This is a genomic window from Pedobacter sp. GW456-11-11-14-TSB4, assembly GCF_059424425.1.
Map to the genome: position 1 here is coordinate 238,449 of NZ_JBWKZK010000002.1, position 24,999 is coordinate 263,447.

At 33.6% G+C, this 24,999-nt stretch carries 19 protein-coding genes and 1 other RNA gene; 6 read left to right on the forward strand and 14 right to left on the reverse strand.

Annotated features, from left to right (window positions below):
• Nucleotide 1 precedes the first annotated feature (1 nt).
• The 3 genes from AC07XU_RS08455 to AC07XU_RS08465 form a co-directional block, all read right to left on the reverse strand.
• Nucleotides 2-1,303, reverse strand: coding sequence for a sensor histidine kinase (locus tag AC07XU_RS08455; protein WP_494943204.1), 1,302 nt, complete (start codon nt 1,301-1,303; stop codon nt 2-4).
• Between the two features lie 291 nt (nt 1,304-1,594).
• Complete coding sequence (locus AC07XU_RS08460; RefSeq protein ID WP_494943205.1) at nt 1,595-1,792, reverse strand: cold-shock protein; 198 nt, start codon at nt 1,790-1,792, stop codon at nt 1,595-1,597.
• 212 nt (nt 1,793-2,004) lie between these two features.
• Complete coding sequence (locus tag AC07XU_RS08465; RefSeq protein ID WP_494943206.1) at nt 2,005-2,850, reverse strand: CvfB family protein; 846 nt, start codon at nt 2,848-2,850, stop codon at nt 2,005-2,007.
• A 155-nt stretch (nt 2,851-3,005) separates the two neighbouring features.
• On the opposite strand from AC07XU_RS08465, the gene AC07XU_RS08470 reads away from it, so the two are divergent.
• Both AC07XU_RS08470 and AC07XU_RS08475 read left to right on the forward strand, forming a co-directional pair.
• Entirely contained in the window at nt 3,006-3,608 is a 603-nt protein-coding gene (locus tag AC07XU_RS08470) for an LURP-one-related family protein (protein WP_494943207.1), read from the forward strand.
• Nucleotides 3,609-3,760: 152 nt separating this feature from the next.
• A complete protein-coding gene (locus tag AC07XU_RS08475; protein WP_494943208.1) occupies nt 3,761-3,940 on the forward strand; it encodes a hypothetical protein in 180 nt (59 codons plus the stop codon).
• Here the strand turns inward: AC07XU_RS08475 and AC07XU_RS08480 are convergent.
• The 6 genes from AC07XU_RS08480 to AC07XU_RS08505 form a co-directional block, all read right to left on the reverse strand.
• Nucleotides 3,937-4,359, reverse strand: coding sequence for a DUF983 domain-containing protein (locus tag AC07XU_RS08480; protein ID WP_494943209.1), 423 nt, complete (start codon nt 4,357-4,359; stop codon nt 3,937-3,939). The two genes, AC07XU_RS08475 and AC07XU_RS08480, sit on opposite strands and share 4 nt — an antisense overlap.
• Nucleotides 4,337-5,233: an AraC family transcriptional regulator gene (locus AC07XU_RS08485; RefSeq protein WP_494943210.1), complete on the reverse strand. Its 897-nt coding sequence runs from the start codon at nt 5,231-5,233 to the stop codon at nt 4,337-4,339. Before AC07XU_RS08485 ends, AC07XU_RS08480 begins: the two co-directional genes overlap by 23 nt.
• Before the next feature lie 118 nt (nt 5,234-5,351).
• Nucleotides 5,352-6,728 (reverse strand): exonuclease domain-containing protein, encoded by a 1,377-nt coding sequence (locus tag AC07XU_RS08490; RefSeq protein ID WP_494943211.1) that lies wholly within the window; start codon nt 6,726-6,728, stop codon nt 5,352-5,354.
• Between the two features lie 477 nt (nt 6,729-7,205).
• Nucleotides 7,206-7,832, reverse strand: coding sequence for a phosphatase PAP2 family protein (locus tag AC07XU_RS08495; protein WP_494943212.1), 627 nt, complete (start codon nt 7,830-7,832; stop codon nt 7,206-7,208).
• A 122-nt stretch (nt 7,833-7,954) separates the two neighbouring features.
• Nucleotides 7,955-14,320, reverse strand: a complete 6,366-nt coding sequence (locus tag AC07XU_RS08500) for an alpha-2-macroglobulin family protein (protein ID WP_494943213.1) — start codon at nt 14,318-14,320, stop codon at nt 7,955-7,957.
• Between the two features lie 50 nt (nt 14,321-14,370).
• Complete coding sequence (locus AC07XU_RS08505; RefSeq protein WP_494943214.1) at nt 14,371-15,693, reverse strand: MFS transporter; 1,323 nt, start codon at nt 15,691-15,693, stop codon at nt 14,371-14,373.
• 79 nt (nt 15,694-15,772) lie between these two features.
• Between AC07XU_RS08505 and AC07XU_RS08510 the strand changes: the two genes are divergently transcribed.
• The 3 genes from AC07XU_RS08510 to AC07XU_RS08520 all read left to right on the forward strand — a co-directional run bounded on the left by AC07XU_RS08510 (nt 15,773) and on the right by AC07XU_RS08520 (nt 17,780).
• Nucleotides 15,773-16,324, forward strand: coding sequence for a DNA-3-methyladenine glycosylase I (locus tag AC07XU_RS08510; RefSeq protein WP_494943215.1), 552 nt, complete (start codon nt 15,773-15,775; stop codon nt 16,322-16,324).
• 118 nt (nt 16,325-16,442) lie between these two features.
• Nucleotides 16,443-17,354: an SRPBCC family protein gene (locus AC07XU_RS08515; RefSeq protein WP_494943216.1), complete on the forward strand. Its 912-nt coding sequence runs from the start codon at nt 16,443-16,445 to the stop codon at nt 17,352-17,354.
• The gene (locus AC07XU_RS08520; protein ID WP_494943217.1) at nt 17,355-17,780 is read left to right on the forward strand and encodes a luciferase domain-containing protein; all 426 of its coding nucleotides are present in this window, start codon (nt 17,355-17,357) and stop codon (nt 17,778-17,780) included.
• Nucleotides 17,781-17,914: 134 nt separating this feature from the next.
• Here the strand turns inward: AC07XU_RS08520 and ssrA are convergent.
• From ssrA to AC07XU_RS08535, 3 genes are all read right to left on the reverse strand, one after another.
• Nucleotides 17,915-18,283: a transfer-messenger RNA gene (gene ssrA, locus AC07XU_RS08525) on the reverse strand.
• 669 nt (nt 18,284-18,952) lie between these two features.
• On the reverse strand, nt 18,953-20,152 hold the full coding sequence (locus AC07XU_RS08530; RefSeq protein WP_494943218.1) for a pyridoxal phosphate-dependent aminotransferase: 1,200 nt from the start codon (nt 20,150-20,152) through the stop codon (nt 18,953-18,955).
• Nucleotides 20,153-20,263: 111 nt separating this feature from the next.
• Nucleotides 20,264-20,656 carry a DUF1573 domain-containing protein gene (locus AC07XU_RS08535; protein WP_494943219.1) on the reverse strand — a complete coding sequence of 131 codons (393 nt, stop codon included), beginning with the start codon at nt 20,654-20,656 and terminating at the stop codon, nt 20,264-20,266.
• Nucleotides 20,657-20,839: 183 nt separating this feature from the next.
• Here AC07XU_RS08535 and AC07XU_RS08540 point away from each other — a divergent pair, with 183 nt between their 5' ends.
• A complete protein-coding gene (locus AC07XU_RS08540) occupies nt 20,840-23,263 on the forward strand; it encodes an alpha-ketoacid dehydrogenase subunit alpha/beta (RefSeq protein ID WP_494943220.1) in 2,424 nt (807 codons plus the stop codon).
• A gap of 223 nt (nt 23,264-23,486) precedes the next feature.
• Here AC07XU_RS08540 and AC07XU_RS08545 read toward each other — a convergent pair whose 3' ends face one another.
• Nucleotides 23,487-24,233: a LytR/AlgR family response regulator transcription factor gene (locus AC07XU_RS08545; RefSeq protein WP_494943221.1), complete on the reverse strand. Its 747-nt coding sequence runs from the start codon at nt 24,231-24,233 to the stop codon at nt 23,487-23,489.
• 103 nt (nt 24,234-24,336) lie between these two features.
• The gene (locus tag AC07XU_RS08550; RefSeq protein ID WP_494943222.1) at nt 24,337-24,951 is read right to left on the reverse strand and encodes a DUF1684 domain-containing protein; all 615 of its coding nucleotides are present in this window, start codon (nt 24,949-24,951) and stop codon (nt 24,337-24,339) included.
• Nucleotides 24,952-24,999 lie beyond the last annotated feature (48 nt).

Below are 24,999 nucleotides of genomic sequence, written 5' to 3' on the forward strand. Positions count from 1 at the left end.
ACTAAGCCATTGGTAGTAAAATTGTAAACACGGTGCCTTCGTTCTCTTTACTTTCCATCAATAACCTTCCTCCATGTTGCTCTACAATTTTTTTGCTAATGTGTAGCCCTAAACCTAAAGATTTTTCACCTTTTAGGCCTAATCTTCCCGATCTAGAAAATTGATTAAAAACAAACTCTTTTAAATGTTGAGGTATGCCAATACCATAATCAGAAATTACGATACAAACATTTTTATCGTGATCAATCACTTCAACATCAATAGATTTATCTTCTCCAGAAAACTTTAGCGCATTAGTAATTAAATTATCTATTACTCTTTCAATTTTCGATAAATTAATATGTATAAACGCTTCACTTGCATTCGTCAGTTCAATTTTTCTAGTGGTATTTATACTCCATTTCTCAACAATGTGCTTTACATAATCAAAAGCAGTCACTTTTTCGGTAAGTAAAATTGGTTTATCAATACTTACAGCCTCCACTAAATCATTAATAATTTCTTTGGCTTGCTTAGCCGATGTTTCAATCATGCCAATTTCAACGCTATCTGCCTTATCCATTTTTAATAAGCTGCTCAGCATTTCTATATTGTTTATCGGGCTTCTTAAATCATGCGCCACAAAAGATAATATGTCGCTTTTTTGATTATTTAAGCGCTCAATTTCTAATGTCTTCTCTTCCAGCTGCTTTAACCTGACAAAATGCTGAGATTTAAAATAATAGCTATATCTCGAAAAAGTAATCAAAATTGCCGCTAGCACTAAAGCCGCAATCATATTCATTAATTTCTCTTCAAAACCTATTTTAGGCAATACCATACTTAGAGAAAATACCAACACAATAAAAATTGTTATGCCAACTATTTCTCTAAATTCTATAGAAAAAAAAATGCTTACAGTTAAAATGCCAATCAAAAACATGGTCATTGTATTTTTGGTGTTATGTAATGATACAACATAACTAACGCCAAGGGTAATTATTAGAGTAAAGAGAACAAAGAGTAAAGTAATCAGTTTATTTCTCTTATAATTAAATTTGGTTTTTTTAGTAGCAAATTTGCTCCATAAATAAAAGAGTAAAGAACCTCCAATTTGTATCCAATTGCCAATTGAGTGCTCATTATACTGCGTTATTTTTATGGTTTCATCATAAAAAAATGTTGCAATTAACCTAACGGCACAAGAAATTATTAAAATAGTTAAGCTAATAACTTTAACCTGTTTAAGATTAGCATTACTGTAAAATTGTTTAAAATCTGCAGCAAATTTAGGCGGAGTTTTATAGGTAAAAAAGGCTAACAAAACAAAATAAATTGGGGCTTTTAAAAATAACAAAAACCTTAAACTTTGGTTGCAAAAAATAAATATTTGTAAAGCAATATGCTGCACTATTTAAAGTAAGCCCAACTTTACGCTATAGTACTGTTTGCCTGCGGCAAGCAGTAGCTGCCGCTTCAATTTGGTTTAAAATGCAAATACAATGCACTTTTTAAAGGTTTAATAGCAAACGCAAATAGCTATAAACCAAAAATGCCATTAACCTTATGGCAATGGCATTTTTTGCATCAAATAAATAAATAAATTTTTTATTACTTATCCTACTACTTTTACGTTTTCAGCTTCTGGACCTTTTTTACCGTCTTTCACATCATACTCCACAACTTGTCCTTCTTGCAAAGATCTTGTTCCTCCTAAAGCAGAGTGGTGACAAAAAATATCTTTGCCGCCTTCTTCTGGGGTAATGAAACCAAAACCTTTTGCATCATTAAACCATTTTACTGTACCTGTCATAACTTCTTTTTTATTAAATTAAAAAGTGAAGATAACAATTTCAATATAAAAGGTTAAATTAATTTCACACTATTACAAATTAATCACTTTAATATAAAATAAAAGGTGCAGCTTGTTAAAGCCACACCTTACAAAAAACTCCCTTAAGTAGATAAACTACTCTATTTATTACATTTAATGGCTGTCAAAAGTTTTGTTAAGTAACAAAAATTTTAATCAGCTAAATGGTCAACAACTATTTTAATCTCGTTATCACTCACTGTAATTTTACGTTCTTTATATAATCCACCAATTGCTTTTTTAAAAGCACTTTTACTTATTTGAAAACGATCATAAATTTCATCTGGCGTACTTTTATCGCCAAGCTCAATTGTGCCACCGCATTCTCTTAGCTCTTTTAAAATTACATCCTTAGAGTCGAGAATATGTCCAAAACCAGTAGGTTGTAAGGTTAAATCAATTTTGCCTTCAACGCGTACCTTTTTTATCCAACCTTTTCTTCTTTCGCCAGGTTTTAAATTAGCAAACAGCTCGTTGTGGTAAAGTAAACCTATATTCTTGTTATTAATAATTGCATTGTAGCCCAAATCGGTTTTTTCAGTAATTAATAAACTAACTTCATCTCCCTCATCAAAATCAAAATCTTCTTCTTCAATAAATTTATCTAATCTCGATGAAGCTAGCATCCTGTTGTTACTTTCATCTAAATACACATAAACAGCATAGCTTTCGCCAATTTCCATCATGCGTTTTTGCTCACGTGTAGGTACGTAAATATCTTTCCCGATACCTAAATCTAAATAAGCACCATCATCATTTGCATCAACAACAGTTAAAAAAGCAAAATCATCTACTTGTGCAAATGCTTCTTGAGTAGTGGCTATTGTATTTCCATCTTTATTTACAAAAACAAAAACTTCAATGTTATCTCCCAACTCAACATTTTTTGGAACGTGCTGATAAGGCAATAAAATCTCTCTATCACCATCGCTTAAGCTTAAACCATCACTATTTTTAGCAACTATTCTTAGCTCATTGTATTTTCCAATTTCTATCATTTTTTAATTTTCAGTTAAGCCATTTTCTTCAATGGCTATTTAATTTTCTTGCTGCGAAGTTACACAAAATTAAGAGCTAAATTTTAGTAGTTATGCAGTTTAATCGATTAATAATTAATAGCTTTATTCGCATTTAATAAAAGAAAACTAAATTAATGAGTCAGTTATTTCCAACGTTTTTCCTAGGCGATGAGTATTTTATCGACGAGAAGGTGAACCTTTTAAAGTTTACAAACGAATATAAAATTTACAATGAGCAAGGTGTTCAAATTGGCATTATAAAACAGCGCATGAGCGGATGGCAAAAAGCATTAACCTTGTTAATTAACAAAGCAATGATGCCATTTAAATTAGAAATTACAGATATCAACATTCAATTGCAGGCTACAATTTCAAGAGGCTGGACATTTTGGATGTCGAAGATTGTAGTAACTAATGCAGATGGAACAGAGATTGGGCATATCAAACAAAAGTTTAAGTTTTTTAAACCTACCTTTTTAATTAATGACCCAGCTACTGGTGAAAATATTGCACAAATAACTGGCGATTGGAAAGCATGGAATTTTACGATAACAAATTCAGCTGGTGTTGAAATGGGAAAAATTAGCAAAAAATGGGCTGGTGCAGTTAAAGAAATTTTTACAAGTGCCGATAAGTATAACGTTTCTATAGATCCTAGTTACGCAGAAAATACTAAAAAAATAGCCATTGTTGCCGCCGCTATTACTATTGATATGGTTTTAAAAGAAAATAAGTAGTACGTATCGCTTGGCAAATTGCCTTTAAATTACAAAATCCTTGTTGATGAATTTTAACAAGGATTTTTTTGTATTAAATAATTAAGGGTGTAAAAAATCTTTAAACCATTTTCTATAGCGCTTGTTTTATCCAGTGATCAAATCTGAATGTTATGAACTCGATAAATCCTTCGCCAAAAAGTATTAACCAAATGAGCGGGCAAACCGTGCAAGAACCACACAGCGCACATGCAACACCAGTGGTTGAAGCTTATATTAAAAACCGTACTAAAAAAGCTGATAAACAAATTAAGCATGAGGTTTACGCACATTCAAACGGAACCAGATCTTAAGAAATCTTGCTTCTTTCGGGCTCATAATTAAGACCCGGTGAAAGCCAATACAGTAAAATCATTCTTGAATAGCGGTAATTAAATGGCGAAAATATAAGTGTAGTACCAAAAAGTAAAAGCACGAAATACCACAAATTATCATATTCTAGTTTTAGGCCAAAAATGTAGGCAGCAACGCTCATTGTAACCATTTCTGCCACATTCATAGCATAGCTTACAAACATGGCTACGTAGAAATATCCAGGTTCACGTTCAAACTTCAATTTGCAATGCGGACAAAATTCATTCATTTTTTGAACTTTAAACCCGTAAGTTGGGCCTGTGAAAGTTTTACCAACTCTACAACGTGGGCATTTTGCTTGTGTAAAAGCACTCCATTGAGATAATTTTAGATGATTAGGTTGTTCTATTGCCGACATGATTTTTGGTGTTTAATTTTCTGAATTTTTCTGGCGTAATGCCTTCGTATTTTTTAAAAAACTTGATGAAATAAGATTGATCATCAAAGTTTAATTGTTGCGCTATTTGTGCAACTAAGAGATCTTGGTTAATAAGTAATCGTTTAGCTTCTAATATTATTCGCTGCCTAATTAATGTACCTGCCGAAAAGCCTAAAAAATCATTGCATAAAGCATTTAAATGATTTGGTGTAATATATAAAATCGCTGCGTATTGTTTTGGCAAACGTAGAGTTTTATAATTTTGCTCTATTAAATTCTGAAAGCTTTTTAATATAGTATGGTTGTAAGGATTTGCATCATTTAGCCTATCATGCGATGAACTTCTAGAAACCTCTATAAATAATCGTATCAGCATGGTTTTTACTAAATCATCATTAGTTGCTCGTTCTGTTAAGCCATCTTTTAAAATATCTTCGCAAATATTGGTAACTATTTGCTGCGTTTCGCTAGTCAATTCAATAACTTGCTGATCTGTTATTCCACTAAAAAAGCTAAATCTTTCTAAATAATTTTGGTTCAATAAAAAAGAGCTTAAATAGCTTGTAGAAAAATTGATGATGAAACCATCTGGTTCGGTTTCAAAATCCCAACTGTGCACTTGCCCAGGTATCATGAAATAAATTAATCCTGGTTTTACATCATAGGTTTTAAAATCTATTTGTTGTTTTCCGCTTCCAGAGGTAAAAAATACCAAATGGTAAAATGTATGGCGGTGAGCGGTATATAAGTGCTGATGTTCTTGCGAATAATGGTGAAATCTGCTAACTAAAATGCCATCATTTTTGTAAGCTTTAAGGTTATTGATATCGTAAACAGGAATACCAGATTTCATATTACAAAAGTACCATTTAAAATACATTTTATAATGGTATAATCTTTAGATAAAATGGTGCTTTTTACTGATTATGATATTTTGTAGCAATACGTTTATAGCAAACAGAAATTATGATCTAAAATGATAAAGCAATGGTTTTTTGAGGAAACTGGGCAGAATAAGATAAAATCATATTCATGATGTAATCATTTGATGGGTAGGGTGTAATGGCAGATTTCAAAGTTTCGGTATCATTAATGTCTACATATTCAGAAATATAACCCATGCCGTAAAATTTACCTTTTTCAATCCATAAACAACTTTTTTCATCATCTGTTCTACCATCATCAATTAAGGCGAAAGATGGAAGCAAGTCTTGTAATGCTTTTATAGCTCTTTTTACTCTAAAGTTGTAAACTGCGGTGGTTTCTAAACCAATGCATGCACCTTGGCAAGTGCCTAGCTCATGTCCGCTACAAGCAAATTTAGTGGTTTGTATAAAACATAATTTTTCGCAAAGCTGATGATCTGTTGTTATAGTACGTAAAAGCTGATGACCTTCTAAAAGATTATTGAAACTGTATAAAACAGATCCATTTTTTCTGTATTTATCTATACCAAGTCTGATATATCCATTTTGATCTTCAAAATAATACAATGAATATTTTTGCTCAAAACGTTTCATTGCTCGGTTATTCTCTGGCCAAAGCTTTTTAATTTCTGCAGCTTCCAAAATAAAAGCCATCAACTCTGTACCACAAGTTTTAAAATCTATAGTATGGATGCTTTTTAAAAAATTCTGCCTTTGCGAACTACTGCTGTTGCCACTAAAATGTGTGCAAACCCTTTTTTTAAGTTGTTTGGCTTTGCCAACATATACTACTTTTCCTTTTTCATCTTTGAAATAATAAACACCTGGTGTATTAGGTAATTTATCAATTTCTGAGCGGTGTAAGTTTGGCGGTAGAGTTTGCTCTTTCGAGGTTTTTTTTAAGGTTTGTGTAATTAAACCTTCATGGTCTTGAGCTATTAATTTGCCTAGTAAAATTGCTGTAGCATCTGCATCGCCACCTGCACGGTGCCTATTGTTTAATTGTATGCCTAATGAATTACATAGTTTACCTAAGCCATAGGAAGCAAAACCTGGAAATATTTTGCGACTTAACCTTACAGTGCATAATTTTTTGGCATTAAGCGTATAGCCGCAAGCTTCTAAGTGATGGCGTACAAATGAATAATCGAAATTTACGTTATGGGCAACAAATGTTTTATTGGCTAAGAGGTTATAAATCTCATCGGCTACGCTCCTAAAATCAGGTGCATCGGCAACCATTTCATTTTCTATACCTGTAAGTGCCTGTATATGTATAGGAATATGTTGGTGAGGGTTAATTAAGGTTTCGTAGCTATCAATAACCGTTTCGCCATCGTGTATTTTAATGGCAATTTCGGTAATGCCATGTGCTGCTGCATAGCCTCCAGTGGTTTCGATATCTACAACTGCGTACAACATATTTTTAAACTGTAGCTACAAATGTATGCTAAATTTGTTAGTAATACAAGTGAATTTTTGTCGCATTTAAACTTATAGCTAAAGGTTTTGGTGGGTTGCTAATTTTAATAGTAGCACTCAAGTTTGTAAAATAAACTCGATTGCAGCGGTACATCCCGAACCGATTTTTCATCGGTTCGGGAGTTTAGCGTAAAGCGAGACTGCCAATAATAGAAGCAGTATTTAAGCTTTTCAAAAAAAAGTAAATTAGGATACAATAAAATTAAGATATGATCGTCTGTATATATGAGAGCGTTAATTTAGATGACGGCGATGAGACTAAGGTTTTATCGCCGTCTCTTTTTTTAAAGAAATTTTAATTTTAAGGTCATTCCTTATAGTTGTAAGAAAATTTTTATCTTGAAACAATAAAAAAGATATTTGAGCGCTTATGTATATGAGAGCGTTAATTTAGATGACGGGGATAAGACTAAGGTTTTATTCCCGTTTTTTTTTGAAGTAAAAATAGCAAAGCGGATACAGGCAGATTAGGCCTAAAATAAAGCCGCCAATAGTATCGCTAAGCCAATGTGCACCCAAATAAATTCTCGAAACCGGAATTAAAAGCATTAAAAACAAGGATATAAACGTTATAATTTGCTTTAACCGCTGTGGTATGGTTTTAAGGTTTCTCATTAATATGATGATGAAGCCAAAAAATAATACGTATGACATCACGTGTCCGCTTGGAAAACTCTGAAAGCGGTTTATTTCTACCAAACGAACATAAAATTCGGTTGGGCGTGGCCTGTTAATGATGTTTTTGATGCCTAATATGACTAATGCGGATAACAATATAGAAGCAATGAAGTATGATTCTAGACGAAATTTGGCAATAAAAAATATAGCTGCTACCAATAATACCATAATGAGCGACCAGGGCAATTCGCCAAAAAAACTGATGGCAAGCATAATTTTATCTAGCGTAGGCGACTGAATTTTTTGTACGAGGAGTGAAATTTGAACATCTAGATGAGGTACTGGATGTTTTACCACTAAAAAACTTAATACAATAAAGGATATAACTAGTGCAAAAAAAGAATAGGCTAAAAAATTACGGCTCAATCGCATTTAAATTCAAAAATTGGGTAAGGAACTAATATAGCGTTTAGCGAAGATTTTTTAAATAAAAAAATGTCTTAGTTTTTAAGTAAGACATTTTAGGGGTTGCTTTTAAACGAAGGATTCTACTTTACGGATACCCGAATTCCTTCTGTATGTGTGTTAAATTCTGGTGCGTACATGCTTTGTAAAGAGGTAATTCCATTGCTAAAGTTTCCATTATGTGTTACTCTAAGCTCGTATTCAAATACGCAAGTACCTTTGCTTAAATAACTGATGAAAAAATTAGTACTGGCATCTTTTGTGCTTTCGTAATAGCCTAATCCATCTTGATATTTATACCTCGAAATTACATTAACTGGTTCGAAACCAGATGACCGCATGTCTTTTAAATGCAAATATTCCATGTCTCTATTGCTGTAAATTTCGATACGAACCTTTATCAAATCGCCAATTTTAAGTGCATTTATTGCTGTTATTGGCGTTAAAAGATTTCCTTTATTTGTTGTTTTTTGGATAAACAGTTGTTTTTTAATTTTTACACCTGTATTTGCAGGGGTTATTTTATCTAACTGCTCAAAATATTGCCAGTGTAAGGCACCCCAAGCCGTATTTTGGTTGTTGTTCACTACATCAACTTTTGCCATATCTGGTTTAACATTAACATCAGAAATAGTTATTTTTTGATATCCCGTTCCAGCTTCTTTTTGAGCGTTTGCGAAACCTAATTCTGCAATTGTCTGATTTCCAATCTTAATTTCTGGATCTTTATTTTCTGATAAAATATCATATCCTCTCATTAAAAGCACATAACAGGCGGCGGCAGTCGCTTTAGTTGTTTTCCAATCGTTAGTTTGTTTATTTTTTAATAACCAAATTTTCATCTCTTCAACTGCCTTATTATCTAAGGCTACTTCATCAAATGCTTCAATCAATAATGCCTGTGTTTCTATAGGATTTTGATACCACCACCAACCACTAGTATTTTTAGCCCAATACATTCCCATTTCATCGCTTTGCTGTGCAGTTTGTTTTAATAGTGTGATAATTTTTGATGGCTCCGTTTTATTTCCATTTCTGTGTAAAACTAAAGCAGTTTGAGCCAATTGATAGCTGTCGAAAGTTTTCCAATTTGTTGTTATTTTATTGATGTAGTGTGCTTTGGCTTTAATAAAATCGGTATTGTTGTTTATTTGGTTGGTGTAACTTCTAGCAAAAAGATAATGCAACGGCAAGTAGCCAAAATATCTACCATTTAATTCATTCTTGTAATCTTTAATTAGTTGATTATCGAGGTAAATAATAGCTTTATTGAACATAACATTTAGGTTTGGATATGCCTTTTCGTCTATCAATTTTAATTTTTTAAGCTGACCAATGCCCAAAACAATATGCTGGGTGATGTATCTATTGCCTTCCATGCCTGTAAACCAAGGAAAAGAACCATCAGCATATTGCATTTTTTCTAGCTTTTCGAAATTGCTTTTTAACTCATAAGTCATTCGGTTTAAATCGAATAATACAGCTAATCTTTTTTTACGCTCAGTTTCGTTATCAGCGTTTCTAACCCAAGGTGTTTCTTCTAATAAAATTGATTTTAATTCGGGGTTTTTCTCCAAGTTAGATAACATCGCTTCACCATTTTTTGTGTTTTGCCATTGTTTAAAAATAGCAGCAATTTTAGGAGAGCTATTAATAATTCCTGTAGCAAAACTATTGGCATAAAAGCGACTAAATGTTTGCTCAGCACACTCATAAGGATATTCCATTAAGTAGGGTAGTGCTTGTATGGCATACCAAACAGGGTTTGAGGTAAACTCGAATGTTAAAGCCTGATGACGAAGTGTTGTAGAAGAGCCAGATTTTAATAGTTTATCCATGGTAAACGTTTTGCTGGTGTTAGCTCTAACGTTAATAGGCATACTTTCGGTTACCAACATCGCATTTGCCAAAACCGGAATAGTCATTTCTTCGCCATCGCTAAATTTTCCACTTTGTGCCAGTAATTTATAAGTTATGGCATTAATACCTGCAGGGATAATCAATTTCCATTTTAGAACGCTCATCGCTTGATTGTCTAATTCAAAGTTTTGGTTCAATTCTTCTCCATTAGCCAAAATTTGGATGAGTTTTCCTGTTAAGGCATCTTTTAATTCTAATAACGCATCACCTTTTAAACTTTTGCCCGAAAGATTATTGAGTTTAGCACTTAATAAAATGGTATCGCCTTCGCGGAAAAAACGAGGTGCATTTGCTGAGATAGCCAATTGTTTTTGGGTAATGATTTCGTTGCTAATTGTTGCTGTTTTTAAATCTTTTGTATGCGCAAAACCCATCATTTTATAGCGTGTTAATGATTGAGGTATGGTAAACTCGATATTAATTTCGCCCTTTTCATTTGTTTTGAGTTGAGGATAAAAGAATGCAGTTTCGTTAAAATTGGTGCGTGGAATTATATTTTGCTTTCTAAAAATTGGTTTTCCATTAACCATCTGAATGCCTGTTTTTGGATCATAACTATCCATGCTCATGAAATTATAAACCGTATTGTCCTCTACTACAACAGCTTCTGTTTGCAGCCCAGCCTGCTTTGCTGCCAAACTGTTACCTCTTATTCTAATCACTTCATTTGATTGCACCGTTGCTACAGCTCCAGTCATCTCTCTTTTACTTACTGTTCCATAACCTGTAACCACAACTTCATCTAGCGAGTTGCCATCAGGCAATAACTTAAAATCTAGCCTTTTCTTAGCGCCAACTTTTTGCTTTAATGTATTGTAGCCTAAACCAGTTATGGTTAATTCATCCCCAACTTTTGCATCAATACTATAAAGCCCAAGGTAATTCGTTATAGTGCTTACTTTGCCATTTTTTACAATTACTCCTGGCACAACGTATCCTTGGTTATCAAAAACAATTCCGTGTAAAGTTTTACCACTTGCAAGCTCTTTAAGTTTAGCTTCTGCAGCACTAGATATTCCTTTAAAAGTTTTGTTTTGTAAATTTTGGATGTAATTTCTATACCCATAATTATAGCCACCGTAATAATTATATCCAAAATGATTTAGATTTTCATATTGTCTTACTTTTACACCATAATATGGATAGCTTGTTAAAAACCAAAATTTATTACTGTTTGAAAGTTGATTGTTGTGATGTTGCCATACATAGGATTGGTAATCGTAATAATTACGCAAATTTTGGCTCCAACTCATTTGCCTAAAATCGTTCAAAGAAGCGTCGTAAAGTGTAGCCACCATTTCTGCCATTTCTTTTTCGCCGCTTTTATTGCTGATCTGTAATTTCCAGCTTTCTTTTTCGCCAGGTTGCAGTTTATCTCTAAAAGTTAAAAATTTAATATCCAGTTGCTTGCTTAAGTTATTGATATAGATATTTTGCAAAGAATTGTAAGTTGTGCCATTGCTTATCATGGTAAACTGCACCGCAAAAGCATCTTCGAAGTTTGCTTTAGCAGGTACTTTAATGATAGTTTGTTTAGGAGAAATTTTTACCCAAACCTTTTCTACAATATTGTTTTTGTAATAAACTTCGTAAAACGCTAAGCTATTTGGGGTCAAACCGGCCAATCTAAAAACTGCACTTTCATTTGGTTCAATAAAATTTGTTTCAGCAACAATCCACTCTGTGTTTGTTTTAATGGTTACTGGTTTTTCGCCATAAACAATTACATACTTCTCTAGGTTTAAAGTATCATTCGCTTCATTTTTTACCGTAAATTTTACTTTGTAATATCCAGGGATCAAGTCTTTTTGATTGATGATAAAATCTCCTTTTCCTTTATCAGTTTTACTGTTTTGGTTGAACTGATTTTTAGAAATAGGCCATTTCGCTATATCAAATTCATTATTGTAATCATCTGTTGGGAAGTTTTTAATAAATTCATCTTTGCTTAAAGTATAATTCTCTGCGTAAAACGGACTTTTATTGGTTAATCGATTTGGTGTTTCTAATAAAAACCATTCGGCGGTTAAAGCAGCATTAATTGGAACATTATTTAAATTATTTATTGTAAATGGAATTTTAGTTTCTTTGCCATTTAAAAAGATAATTGGATCATTAGCAACCGATAAAACCATATCTTTTTTGCCTATGTTAATTGATGCTGATTTGGTTCTAGTTTCACCATTCATATCGGTTATGGTTATTTCAATATCAAAAGCATAATTAAGCTTTTCATTAGGTGTTTTAGCTAAAAAATTAAACTCCCATTCACCGCCATCTTTGCTAAGAGTATTCCCAAAAGCAATTTGTTGTCTATTGTAAACACTGCTTCCGTAAATAAAGTTGTTATCGTAATAATTAAACCTGTAATCATATATCGCCCTGCGAAATATTTTGTAAGAAACTTTGGCATTATTTACGGAATAACCTGCAAAAGCCGTAGCCTTACCAGTTACCTTAACACTATCGTTAAGTCTATATTTTCCATTAAGTTCATCAAAAGCTATTTCAAAAGTTGGTCTTTTATACTCTTCAACTTGTACTTTTAAGCTGCCATAACCAGTATATAATTCCATTAGTCCATTTAACTTACCCATAGGGATAACAAAAGAACCTTGAAACGTGCCAAATTCGTTGGTTGTGTGAGCTTTTTCTTCAATTTCCTTACCATTTACATCTTCGAAAGTGATGTCTATTTTTTCTCCTGGTAAAATTATATTTTTATCGTTTTTGTTATCTATAAAAAGTCCTTTGTAAAAAATGGTTTGTCCGGGTCTGTAAATTGGTCTATCGGTAAATAAAATTACCTTTTTATAATCCACATCCTCTTTGTTAGCCCTATAATTGTAATTACCAACATTAATACTTAAGCTATCTTTATTCTGATAAACAATAGCGTTTGCTACACCTTGTGTTTCATCTGTTGTTGCATTGCCCAATTCGTTTGTTATGAGTAGCTGTGAATTGATAAATAAACCTTTATTATTATATTTTCTTTGCTGAATTTTTGCGCCCTTAACTGCAACTCCTGTTGTATTATTTACGACATAGTATTCGTGTAAGTTATTGGTTAGTAACCTATTGGTGACAGCTAAATTGGTTACAGTAAAGTTTGTGTAATTAATAATTTTACTGCTTTCGTTGCTGTTGGTATTTTGAGAAATTAACAGATATTGACCGAAGTCTAGACCATCAATTTTTGTAACCAAAGTATGTGCGTTAAAATCTGTGGACTTAAGCACAACTACGAACCATTTTTTGAGGTATTTATTTTGGTCTAAAAATTTAAAAAGATCTTCCTTACTGTCTAGCTCGGCTTCTGTTCTTTCATTAATTGGTCTCTTATAAAGTTTAAAGTAAACGGTATCCAAATTTTTATAAGTTAATAATAGCTGGGCAGCTTTATTTGGCTCAATATTAGTTTTGGTTTGCAAGCGTAACTCTGGGTATTTAATTGCCATAATCATGCTTGATGCATTTTGTGCGCCAATACTTTTTGGATAAGTTGTAATTGCTTTATTTGCTAAATCAACTGCTTTGGTTAAGTTTTGATTAAGGCTATCTACTAATTGATTGTTTTTGTAAAGTGATGCCTGTTCAAATAAAACATCGGCATACACCTCATTGTCATTAATATGATTTGCTAATGTTTGTAAAGCGTTAAAATATAATTGTTTATCATCGTTTCTGAGCGAAATAAATTTTAATCTTCGTAAATCAGCATCAGCTAATGCGATGTTATTACTAGCATTGTTTTTCAGCAAATTTTTAAAAATCTGTAATGCGCTGATGTAAAATGAGGAACTATCATTTTTTGGGAGCTGAATATTTAAAAACAAATTTCGTTCTGCAAACCAAATCGGATCATTAAAATTTAGACTTTCTTCTTCAGCCTGGGTAAGTGAAATTTGTGTATTTGTAAAAACATCAATTGCCCTGTGAGCCAATAAATCGTATAGCGTTGGCCTAAAGCTCCTGTTGTATTTATCGCCAGCTAAAACATGATCTAAAAAATCTACTTTGGTGTTTCTTAAAAGTTCAGTCTCGCTAATGGAAGCCAAATATGTTTTAGTTATTTCGTCAATTAATTTTCTGGTAGACCATGTATTAATATCCTCTCCAATATTACCCTCAACATTAGTTCTTTGAGCAATTTTCCATTGGTTTTGTTGATAAAAATTCCAATAACATTCGGCCAATAAAGATTGTAAAATGCTTTTTTCTGGTTGTTTGGCAAAGCTGATGTCTTTTCTTAAATCAATTAAAATTTTATCGAATGCGTTTTCTTCCAAATAACTTTGAAACATCATTCTATAAATAACAGATTTAATCAGCAATGCAGAATTGCCCTCGGCTCTCGCTTGCAGATTTATTTTTTCTATTAGCACCAAAGCGTCTTTTGGTTTAGCTTCTTGCGCAATGGAATCTACTTTGTAAAAATCGTCTACAGTATATTTTTGGGCAAAGCCACTTAAATTTAAAACTGAACAAAAAATAATAAGGGCTAACAAACGTAAAATAGATTTCATAAGCAATGCTTTCTATGGAGATGGAATTTCCGTGCAAATTCCATAAATTATTAACTAATGAGCAAATCCTTGTCCAACTCAGATTTAGTTTTGGTGTCTTTCATGCTAATGTAAACCAAAAGAGAAATAAAAATACAAGCCGTGATGTACCAGTAGTAATAGTTTTCGTGGTTAATATCTTTTAGCCATAGGGCGATGTATTCTGCACTGCCGCCAAAAATTGCAACGGTTAACGCATAAGGCAAACCAACACCTAAAGCCCTAATCTCTGCCGGAAAAAGTTCTGCTTTTACAATGGCATTAATACTCGTATAACCACTAACAATAATTAAAGCAAACATTAAAAGTGCAAATGCTTGCCAATGTGAGGTGGTTGTACTTAAAATAGTGAGTAGGGGTACAGTGCAAATAGTACCCATCACACCAAAACCGATGAGTAAAGGTTTTCGCCCAATTTTATCAGATAAGGCGCCAAAAACAGGTTGCAGACAAGCAAAAATGAACAATGTAGCGAAAGACATTAAAGTTGAATCCTCTTTGCTCATGTTCATGGTGTTCACCAAAAACTTTTGCATGTAAGTAGTGTAAGTATAAAATGCTAAAGTGCCACCTAATGTTAATCCAACAACTTTAATTACTGCTTTTGGATGTTTTAACAATGCCTTAATGGTTCCTTTTTTATCTGAACTGTGGTTTTTTTGGTGTTCGAAGGCCTCAGTTTCTTGGAGGTTTTTTCTGAGGTAAAGAGCCACTATGGCTAGTATTGCGCCAACTATAAAAGGAATACGCCAACCCCAATCATGCATTTGCGCATCGGTAAGTAATACTTTTTGTAAAATCAGTTGTATGCCTAATGCCAACAGCTGACCGCCAATTAATGTTACATATTGGAAACTAGAGTAAAAACCTCTTCTGTTTTTTGATGCCATTTCGCTTAAATAAGTTGCCGAAACACCATATTCGCCGCCCACACTTAAGCCTTGTAGTAACCTGGCAGTTAGCAATAGAATAGGAGCTACAATGCCAATAGTTTGGTAGGTTGGGATAAAAGCAATAAGCAATGAACCAAATGACATCAATAATACCGAAAACATCATCGATTGTTTGCGACCAATTCGATCTGCCAAACGACCGAAAATATAACCACCCAAAGGCCGCATTAAAAAACCTAAAGCAAAAATTCCTGCAGTATTTAGCAATTGAACGGTTGTGTTTCCTTTCGGGAAAAAAGATGCTGAAAAGTAAATTGCAAAAGCAGAGTAAGCATACCAATCGTACCATTCTACTAAATTGCCTATAGAACCACCAAAAATTGCTTTCAATCTTTTGGATGAAATTTGATCTTCTGCTTTTTGATAAATGGTTTCTGCCATTGATATTGATTTGAGTTTGTAAGATAGCCAAATTATTTTTTAACGAAATTGCTACATTAGCAAAAATAATCGCCCACTCATGTCATACTGTACTGTAATTGAAACCATGCCCGAAGAAAGAAAGGCTTTACATAAGGCTTATCACGATTTTCATTATGGTTTCCCCATACACGATGACAATGAGCTATTTTGTAGGTTAGTTTTAGAAATTAACCAAGCGGGTTTAAGTTGGGAGTTGATTTTAAAAAAGCAGCAAGCATTTAGAGATGCTTATGCCAATTTCGACATCAAAAAAGTTGCCGCCTTTACCGAATCCGATAGAGAACGATTACTAAACGATGCTGGAATAATTCGCAACCGATTGAAAATTAATGCTGCCATTGAAAACGCAAAAACAATAGTATTGCTGCAGCAAGAATTTAGCTCATTCGAAAAATGGTTAGACCATCATCATCCAAAAACGAAAGCAGAATGGGTTAAGTTGTTTAAAAAGACTTTTAAATTTACTGGCGGAGAAATCATTAACGAATTTTTAATGAGCATTGGTTATTTACCTGGCGCTCATGATGATAATTGTTGGGTGAATAAAGAGATTTTAAAGCTAGGGGTGAAGTGGAGAGAGATTTTATAGGTTTTGGATTAAGTTAAAATATACGATCTATCGGTCGATGTCTCACCGACAGAAATAAGGATCTGTTTCGGCTGGTGGGACACCAGCCGATAAGAAAAATAAACCAAATTAAATTTTTATGAATAAATTAATTAAGTCGAAACTTCTGCAAGGTGTTTTAATTGCAAATGTTTTCGCACTATCAATTATTGCTTTACAAGCTAAGCTTGGTTCTCAAAACGAAGGGATACTTGTCTTTTCTGAATTTGTAATTATACCAAGTGCAATGGGTATTATAGCAGCATGGTTTTGGAAAGATTTAGGTTTAAAAGGTAAGCATATAACAGGATATTCAATTTTAAATGGTTTGTTGGCTATCTTATTAAGTTTCATTTTTTTAGGAGAAGGAATGATTTGCTTAATCATTGTATCTCCTTTAATTTTTGGGTTTGTAATTACAGGTGCTTTTATCGGAAGGGCAATGTTTAAGAGAAACAACAATACTTTGAACTTGAGTATTGTGAGTTTATTGGCAATTGTTTTTATTGTTGATTCAATTTCAGACCATAAATATGAAAACATGGTTTCTGACGAAGTAGTTATAAATGCCTCACCAGAAAAAATTTGGAAACATGTGGTTGCTTTTGATAAAATAACAAAAAAAGAGGATTATTGGTTATTTAAAGTTGGTATGCCAAGTCCGATGGCAACAACGGTGAGCGAGAGAAAATTAGGAGCTAATAGAAAATGCATCTTTAGTAATGGATATGTTTTTGATGAGAAAATTGTTGTTTTTGATGTAGATAAGAATTTAACTTTTGATATTGTAGCACAACCTAAAGATCCTGAAATTATGGGTCATATAGATATTAAAAGAGGACAGTTTATTTTAAAAGACAATGGTAACGGCACAACAACATTAATTGGAAATAGCTGGTATAAACTACACGTTTTTCCAACCTGGTATTATGATTTATGGGCAGAAAGTATAACTAGAAATGTTCATTTTAGAGTAATGAAGCATATTAAATTATTAAGTGAAGCCAACTAAATGTTTTCATTTGTAGTAAAACGGCTCGGATTTTTAAAAGCTATTCCTCTTTTGGCTATTTTTTACGATAGCCTTTTAAAGTTTTGGAGTCTTTTAACAAAGCCCAAGCTATTAGACTGGATTGATGAGTTAGAAGAAGCAATATTAACCCTAAAATATACTTCTGTAAGCTTGCACAAATATGGTGGTAGTCAGTTTAATTATTCGGGAAAAGAGTTTGCTCATCTTCATAGTAATGGATTACTTGATGTTTTGTTTAGTAGGCAAATAAAAAGCGAGCTCAAATTGCAAGGAAGAATTAAGGATCATCACGTTTTTAAAAATTCAGGATGGATTAGCTTTTACATTAAAGATGAAGATGATGTAAAATATGCTAAACAGCTGTTGAAAATTGCTTATGATAGAGAGGTTTCTGAGGATATATAATTCATACTATCGGTCGGTGTCTCACCGACAGAAAAGTTATGTGGTTTCGGGCGGGTCGGACACCAGCCTATAAAATAATGAATTGGCTATCATAGAAAAAGCCGCCTTTTGGGGCGGCTTTTTCTGCTAATGTTTTGTGGAGCCGAAGGGGTTCGAACCCTTGTCCAGTTGTGTGATAAATTATGCCTTCTTCATGCTTATTTTCCAATTAGTTGTCGGGATCAGTCGGGCTGGAAACCGACCTTAACTTTCTCCTTAGATACTTTATTTCGCGATGATGCCGTACCCTCACCAAAGCTAGCATTGTTATTTCGATGCCTCTATTACTAACCTAACATTGCAGCAGTTAGCGAGACAAAAGCTTACGTAATTCTAAATTAGGCAGCTAAGGCGTAGTTATTTTCGCCAATTATTGTTTTGAACGTTCTCTTTAAAGTGCTCTCCATACAACGCACTGCATGCTAACATACTTAGCTCCACCCTGTCAAATCCAAAACGGCCCCATGTCTGTTCTCAGTTAACAGTTTATAGTCTACAATTGTCGAACACAACCCCAAACAAACTCATAACCGAACCACAAATGTACAAATAAAATGCCAAAATTAGCTTAACCCAAATCGTAAAAAACTAAAAATTAAGCATTGATTAGTTGGTTTTTGAAAAGCGAATTCAGTAATTCTTTTGATCAATCAGTCCCGCCCTCGCTTCAATTCCCGATGAAAAATCGGGGTATTTCTCGCTAAGTCCGGTTTAGATTGCAAAAATTGTGCTTTTGGCAAGGTTTGCGATTTGCATAAAAACGTAAATCGGAGCGATCATTTTAGTTTAATAGCCGACTGTTTTTCTGAAAGCAAATATTGTGCTTTTGGAAAGGTTTGCAATTTGCATAAAAACGCAAATAGAAGGAATGGTTTAAGTTTAATAGCCCCGACTGCCGCGGAAAGCTCCCGATTTATCGGGACTTGTAGCAAAAGGCGGGACTAACTATCCTATGAAAAACTGTCATTGCGCTTCAAAAAAAAGATGCATAAAAAATGCCCTGTTATGGTTAACAAGGCATTTCTGTTCTAATTAATTTAGGTATAATCATGAGATATCTCCTCGCTGCGCTGCGTTCGATTTGACGGGCAGATGAAAGGAGTAATGTTAGCTAGCCACCTAAACCTAACAATCTAAGCCGTTCTACCTGGATATTCCTGCAAAGCAGCTTCTAAACAATCCATTGCTGCATTTAAATCATCGGTATTTAACACATAAGCCATACGAACCTCGTTTTTGCCTGCGCCAGCGCTCGAATAAAAACCAGTTGCAGGTGCCATCATCACGGTTGATCCATTGTGATCAAAACTCTCCAACATCCATTGGCAAAAAGCATCGGCATCATCAATAGGGAATTTTGCTACCACATAAAATGCGCCACCTGGGTTCGGACAAAAAACGCCATCTATGTTGTTTAATCTGCCAACTAAAGTATCACGACGTAAAGTATATTCTTTGTTTACTTCCTCAAAATAGCTATCTGGTGTATCAACTGCGGCAGCGCCAGCAATTTGCTCTACCATACCCGGACTTAACCTAGCCTGTGCGAATTTTAAGCCAGATGCAATTACTTCCTTGTTTTTGGTAATTAGACAGCCTAAACGAGCGCCACAAGCACTGTAACGTTTAGAAACTGTATCCATAATTACTACGTTTTCTTCTAATCCATCTAAATGCATTGGCGAGATAAATTCTCTACCATCATAACAGAATTCACGGTAAGCTTCGTCAGAAAACAAGAATAAATCGTATTTTAAACAAAGCGCTTTTAATGCTTCTAACTCTTCTCTACTGTATAAATAGCCAGTTGGATTGTTTGGATTGCAGATAATAATCGCTTTGGTTTTATCAGTTATCAATTTCTCGAACTCGGCAATAGGAGGTAGTGCGAAACCATTTTCGATGAATGATAAAATTGGTTTAACAACTACATTGCTCATGCATGCAAAACCATTGTAGTTGGCATAAAAAGGCTCTGGAATGATGATTTCATCACCTTCATTAACGCAAGTTTGCATGGCTATGGTAATGGCTTCTGAGCCACCAACCGTTACCAATATGTTTTCTGGCGTAATGTTGTAGCCTAATTTATTGTAATATTCAGTTAGTTTTTTTCGGTATGCTAATGTTCCTTCAGATGGAGTGTAAGCCCAAACATCAAAATCTATATTTTTAATGGCGTTTAACATTCCTTCTGGTGTAGCAATATCTGGCTGACCAATATTTAAATGATAAACTTTTTTACCTGCAGCTTTAGCTTTGTCGGCAAATGGGGTTAATTTTCTGATGGGTGAAGCGGGCATTTGAACCCCTTTTTCTGATATTTTTGGCATGCCACAAAAATAAAAAACCCCATGATATTATTGGAGTTTTAAGTGTAAAATAATGATGAAAATAAAAAACCTCATCGTTTGATGAGGTTTAACTAATATTTTGTTGCTTTTTTATTTAGTAGCGCCGGCTACCGATTGACCTCTAATGATTAAAACTTTAGTAGTTTGGCGAGCATTTGAGGTTAAAGTAATTTGTTTGTTAAAGGGTAGAGCTGCTCCAACTGGCGTAATGGTAACTTTCACAAAACCTTTTTCGCCGCTTTTAATTGGCGTTTTAGAATATTCTGGTACTGTACAACCGCATGTAGTTTCTACATTAGAAATAATTAAAGGAGCATCACCAGTATTGGTGAAGTTAAAAGTGTAAACTGCTGCTTTATTTAAAGGAATTTTACCAAAATCGTAAGTTTCTGTTTCGAATTTAAATTCTGCAGGTTTAGCTTGTGCATTTGCCGCAATCCCAATTCCAAATACTAAGGCTACTACTAAAATTAACTTTTTCATGTTTTTGTGTTTTTATATAAATCAAGAAGATTTAGCTGTAATATTTTTATTTCTTTATCTTCTTGATAGTAACAAATTTAATGTTTTTAATGTTAAACAAAAAGTATTCCAATATTTATATTACACAGATTATTCAATCATAATTAGAAAGAATTGTATCTTTGAGCCCTAACCAATAAGCCCATGAAGTCAAATAGCAAGCTTACTACAAATCAGATTGACGCTTCGGAATTGAGTTTTGACGACTTTAAATTAATCGTGATAAACGATTATAAAATCGCTTTTGAGAGCCGACAAGCAAGTTTATTAGGTAGAAGAGAAGTGCTTACCGGAAAAGCCAAATTTGGTATTTTTGGCGATGGTAAAGAAGTGCCACAAATTGCAATGGCTAAAGCTTTTAAAAAAGGCGATTGGCGTTCGGGTTACTACCGCGATCAAACCTTTGCATTTGCTACAGGTATTTCTACAATTAAGGAGTTTTTTGCGCAATTGTATGCAAATCCAAGCGTTGAGGCAGATCCTTCATCAGCTGGTAGACAAATGAATTGCCATTTTGCAACACGTTCTTTAAATGATGATGGCACTTGGAAAGATTTAACTGATATTAAAAATTGTTCATCAGACATTGCGCCAACAGGCGGACAAATGGCTCGTTTGGTTGGCTTGGCTTATGCATCTAAATTGTTTAGACAAAACCCAGAGTTAGCTTATTTAAAGAATTTTTCTGTTGAAGGTAATGAGGTTGCTTTTGGTACCATTGGCAATGCATCTACTTCTGAAGGTGTATTTTTTGAGGCAATAAACGCAGCTGGTGTTTTACAGGTACCAATGGCAATGTCTGTTTGGGATGATGGCTACGGTATTTCTGTGCCGGCCAAATATCAAACTACTAAAGAAGATATTTCTGAAATTTTAAAAGGTTTTCAGCGAGAAGAAGGTACAAACGGTTATGAAATATTTAAAGTAAAAGGTTGGGATTATCCCGCTTTATGCGAAACATACCAAAGAGCAATTGATGTTTGTAGAGAAGAGCATGTGCCTGTATTGATACATGTTACTGAGGTTACACAACCGCAAGGGCACTCTACATCTGGCTCACATGAGCGATACAAACTTAAAGATCGTTTAGATTGGGAAAAAGAATACGATTGTATTGTGCAAATGCGTAAATGGATGATCGAATCTGCCATTGCTACTGCAGAAGAGCTTGATGAATTAGAAGATACTGCAAAGAAATTTGTGAAAGAAGTTCAGAAAGAAGCTTGGAACGAATTTTTATCGAGCATTAAAGAAGAGCAAACTCAGGTTATACATATGATCAATGCTTTTGCAAATGGTAATCCGATTTTAACTAAAATTGCTGCTCAATTAGCTTCTACACCAGATGCTTTGCGTAGAGAAGTAATGTCATCTGCAAGAAAAGCCATTCGCCAGAGTGTGAATTTGCCATCAGCAGAGCGTGATGTTTTGGTGAAATGGTACCAGAAACTAGCTGATATTAACGAAGAAAAATATAGCTCTAAGTTATTTACCGATGGAATTGAAAGTCCGTTTTTAGTGAATAATGTACCTGCAATTTACAGCGAAGACAGTAAAATGTTAGATGGTAGAGAATTGTTAAACGCATGTTTTGATAGCAACTTTAGCAGAGACCCACGTTTAGTTGCCTTTGGTGAAGATTTAGGAAACATTGGAGATGTAAACCAAGGATTTGCAGGTTTGCAAGCAAAATTTGGCGAATTAAGAGTTACCGATACTGGCATTAGAGAAATGACCATAGTTGGCCAAGGTATTGGTTTAGCTATGCGTGGTTTAAGACCAATTGCCGAAATACAATATTTAGATTATTTACTATTTGCCTTAAACATTTTAAGTGATGATTTGGCAAGTCTATCTTATCGTACCAAAGCTGGGCAAAAGGCACCAGTAATTGTACGTACCAGAGGTCACCGATTAGAAGGTGTTTGGCATTCTGGCTCGCCAATGGGTATGATTTTAGGTTCGCTACGCGGATTACATATTTGTGTGCCACGTAACATGACACAAGCTGCTGGGATGTACAATACGCTTTTCAGATCAGACGAACCGGCTTTAGTTATAGAATGTTTAAATGGTTATCGTTTAAAAGAGAAGTTACCTGATAATGTTGGTGAGTTCACCGTTCCATTAGGCAAATCCGAAATTATTAAACAGGGTACAGATATTACAGTAGTTACTTATGGTTCTACCTTACGTATTGTAGAGGAAGCTGCTGAAGAATTAGAAGATTTGGGAATTTCAATCGAGATTATCGATCCGCAAACTTTATTGCCATTTGATACAGATGAGCTTTGCAAAAAATCATTAGCTAAAACTAATAAGCTTTTAGTAGTTGATGAGGATGTTCCTGGAGGTGCTTCGGCTTATATCTTACAGCAAATTTTAGAAGTTCAACAAGGGTATTATTTATTGGATGCACAACCGAAAACTTTGGCAGCAAAGGCGCATCGTCCGCCATATGGTTCTGATGGAGATTATTTCTCTAAGCCATCGGTAGATGATGTAATTGAGGCGGTTTATGCAATGATGAATGAAGCGAACGCTGCAAAATTTCCTAAGTTGTTTTAGGCTGTATCTTTAAAAATCCGTAGTTAATCGATTATCTACCTTTGCTGGTATACTTCATTAAAATGATTTAATTTTTATCATCATATTTAGTTTATAATTAAGCTATTATATGATATGAAATCTACAAAATTTGGAGTTATTGGAAGGTTCGTAGGAAATTTTATTTTGTTTTTAATTAACCAAGGATTGAATAAAAATAAACTGGTTAAAAGGTTAAAATAGCTTATTTACCGTGTCTGGTAATTGCCTTTTTACTTATTTTTTCCATCAAATCATGTTTATTTAGTAAACTAACTGGTACGGTATAATTATGGTTTAGATAGATCTCGGCATTTGCTACCGTTGCAATTTGATTGAGGTTTATAATAAATTGTTTGTGAACCCTTACAAAAATACTTGGAAGTTGGCGCTCTAAATTTTTAAGATTAACCAAAGTAATATGTTTGTTGTTGGCGGTGTAAATTTTAGAAAAATCGCCCATGCTTTCGATATAAATTACATCTGCATAACTTAATCTGGTAAAACCCTTTGTTTCTTTGATATAAAAATAATCGTCGGTATCTTTTTCTGTATGCTGAATTTCTGTGCTATTACCCACAGCTTTTTTTAACTCCAAATAATCGATAGCCTTATTGCTTGCTTTTAATAACCTTTCGAAAGTTGCTGGTTTAACAACAAAATCTAGTGCATCTAAATTAAAACCTTCGGTTGCATATTCTGCAAAAGAAGTAATGAAGATAAATATTGGAGGGTTTTTAATGCTTTTTAGTAAATCCATTCCAGATAATTCTGGCATATCAATATCAGAAAATACAATATCAATGTGTTTATTTCGAAGTGCTTCAATAGCATCTAATGCATTGCTACAAGTTGCCACAATGTTAAGGTTTGGAATTTTACGTAAATACATTTCAATTGCATCTCGTTCAATTTCATTATCATCAACTATTAAACATTCGTAAATAGACATAAAGCTAAGATATAGCTAAAAATGCTTTCAAATGAAATTTTTGTTTAGGTTAATAAGATGTTTTAGCGCTAAAAGTTGGTGTTGAATTGCAATATTTTGTAAATCAATTGCTTAATGATTTTTTCTTCGATCCTGTATAATTTTTTTCTCCAGCATTTATATCTGTAGTTAAATCATTTTCTTCTGGAGGTACAGGACAGCGGTAGCCATCGCTGTAAGCACAATACGGATTATAAGACTTATTAAAATCTATTTCGAGTTTATTTCTCTTGATTTCTGTTAAATCTAAATCAATATATCTTCCGCCACCATAAGTTGTAATATTGTTGGTTTCATCAGTAAAAGGTAAGAAAAGTAAATTCCTGTAAGCCGGATTACTCATTAAACTGATGTTTCTGTACAGCGTTAATTCTAAAAATCTGTCGTTTAGTACAAATTTAACTTTCGCATAGCGGATAAATTCTTTGCTGCTACCATCATAAGTTGGCATTTTAAATATCTTTTGATTTTTTAGTCGCTTAACTTTTGCTGTAACCCTGTAAGTACTATCAGGTTCAAAAAAATGAAGATTTTTTAAATCGCTCTCCTTTAATGGAGATCTAGTTTCTTTGATAAAATCTGCTTTATATTCCTCTCTATGTTTTTCAATTTGCGCTTTATAATCTTGAGCAAATGCAGTAGAACTGAAAAATATCAATAGAATAGCAAGAAATTTCATAGCCTAATAAATTGAAAAGTAAATGTATTTATGCGCAATCGAACTAAT

Coding starts and splice junctions, on each gene's coding strand:
- AC07XU_RS08475 (WP_494943208.1), top strand. CDS start 3,761: ATGAACTCGATAAATCCTTCGCCAAAAAGTATTAACCAAATGAGCGGG.
- AC07XU_RS08470 (WP_494943207.1), top strand. CDS start 3,006: ATGAGTCAGTTATTTCCAACGTTTTTCCTAGGCGATGAGTATTTTATC.
- AC07XU_RS08465 (WP_494943206.1), bottom strand. CDS start 2,850: ATGATAGAAATTGGAAAATACAATGAGCTAAGAATAGTTGCTAAAAAT.
- AC07XU_RS08540 (WP_494943220.1), top strand. CDS start 20,840: ATGAAGTCAAATAGCAAGCTTACTACAAATCAGATTGACGCTTCGGAA.
- AC07XU_RS08480 (WP_494943209.1), bottom strand. CDS start 4,359: ATGTCGGCAATAGAACAACCTAATCATCTAAAATTATCTCAATGGAGT.
- AC07XU_RS08530 (WP_494943218.1), bottom strand. CDS start 20,152: ATGCCAAAAATATCAGAAAAAGGGGTTCAAATGCCCGCTTCACCCATC.
- AC07XU_RS08510 (WP_494943215.1), top strand. CDS start 15,773: ATGTCATACTGTACTGTAATTGAAACCATGCCCGAAGAAAGAAAGGCT.
- AC07XU_RS08520 (WP_494943217.1), top strand. CDS start 17,355: ATGTTTTCATTTGTAGTAAAACGGCTCGGATTTTTAAAAGCTATTCCT.
- AC07XU_RS08460 (WP_494943205.1), bottom strand. CDS start 1,792: ATGACAGGTACAGTAAAATGGTTTAATGATGCAAAAGGTTTTGGTTTC.
- AC07XU_RS08505 (WP_494943214.1), bottom strand. CDS start 15,693: ATGGCAGAAACCATTTATCAAAAAGCAGAAGATCAAATTTCATCCAAA.
- AC07XU_RS08535 (WP_494943219.1), bottom strand. CDS start 20,656: ATGAAAAAGTTAATTTTAGTAGTAGCCTTAGTATTTGGAATTGGGATT.
- AC07XU_RS08515 (WP_494943216.1), top strand. CDS start 16,443: ATGAATAAATTAATTAAGTCGAAACTTCTGCAAGGTGTTTTAATTGCA.
- AC07XU_RS08490 (WP_494943211.1), bottom strand. CDS start 6,728: ATGTTGTACGCAGTTGTAGATATCGAAACCACTGGAGGCTATGCAGCA.
- AC07XU_RS08545 (WP_494943221.1), bottom strand. CDS start 24,233: ATGTCTATTTACGAATGTTTAATAGTTGATGATAATGAAATTGAACGA.
- AC07XU_RS08550 (WP_494943222.1), bottom strand. CDS start 24,951: ATGAAATTTCTTGCTATTCTATTGATATTTTTCAGTTCTACTGCATTT.
- AC07XU_RS08485 (WP_494943210.1), bottom strand. CDS start 5,233: ATGAAATCTGGTATTCCTGTTTACGATATCAATAACCTTAAAGCTTAC.
- AC07XU_RS08500 (WP_494943213.1), bottom strand. CDS start 14,320: ATGAAATCTATTTTACGTTTGTTAGCCCTTATTATTTTTTGTTCAGTT.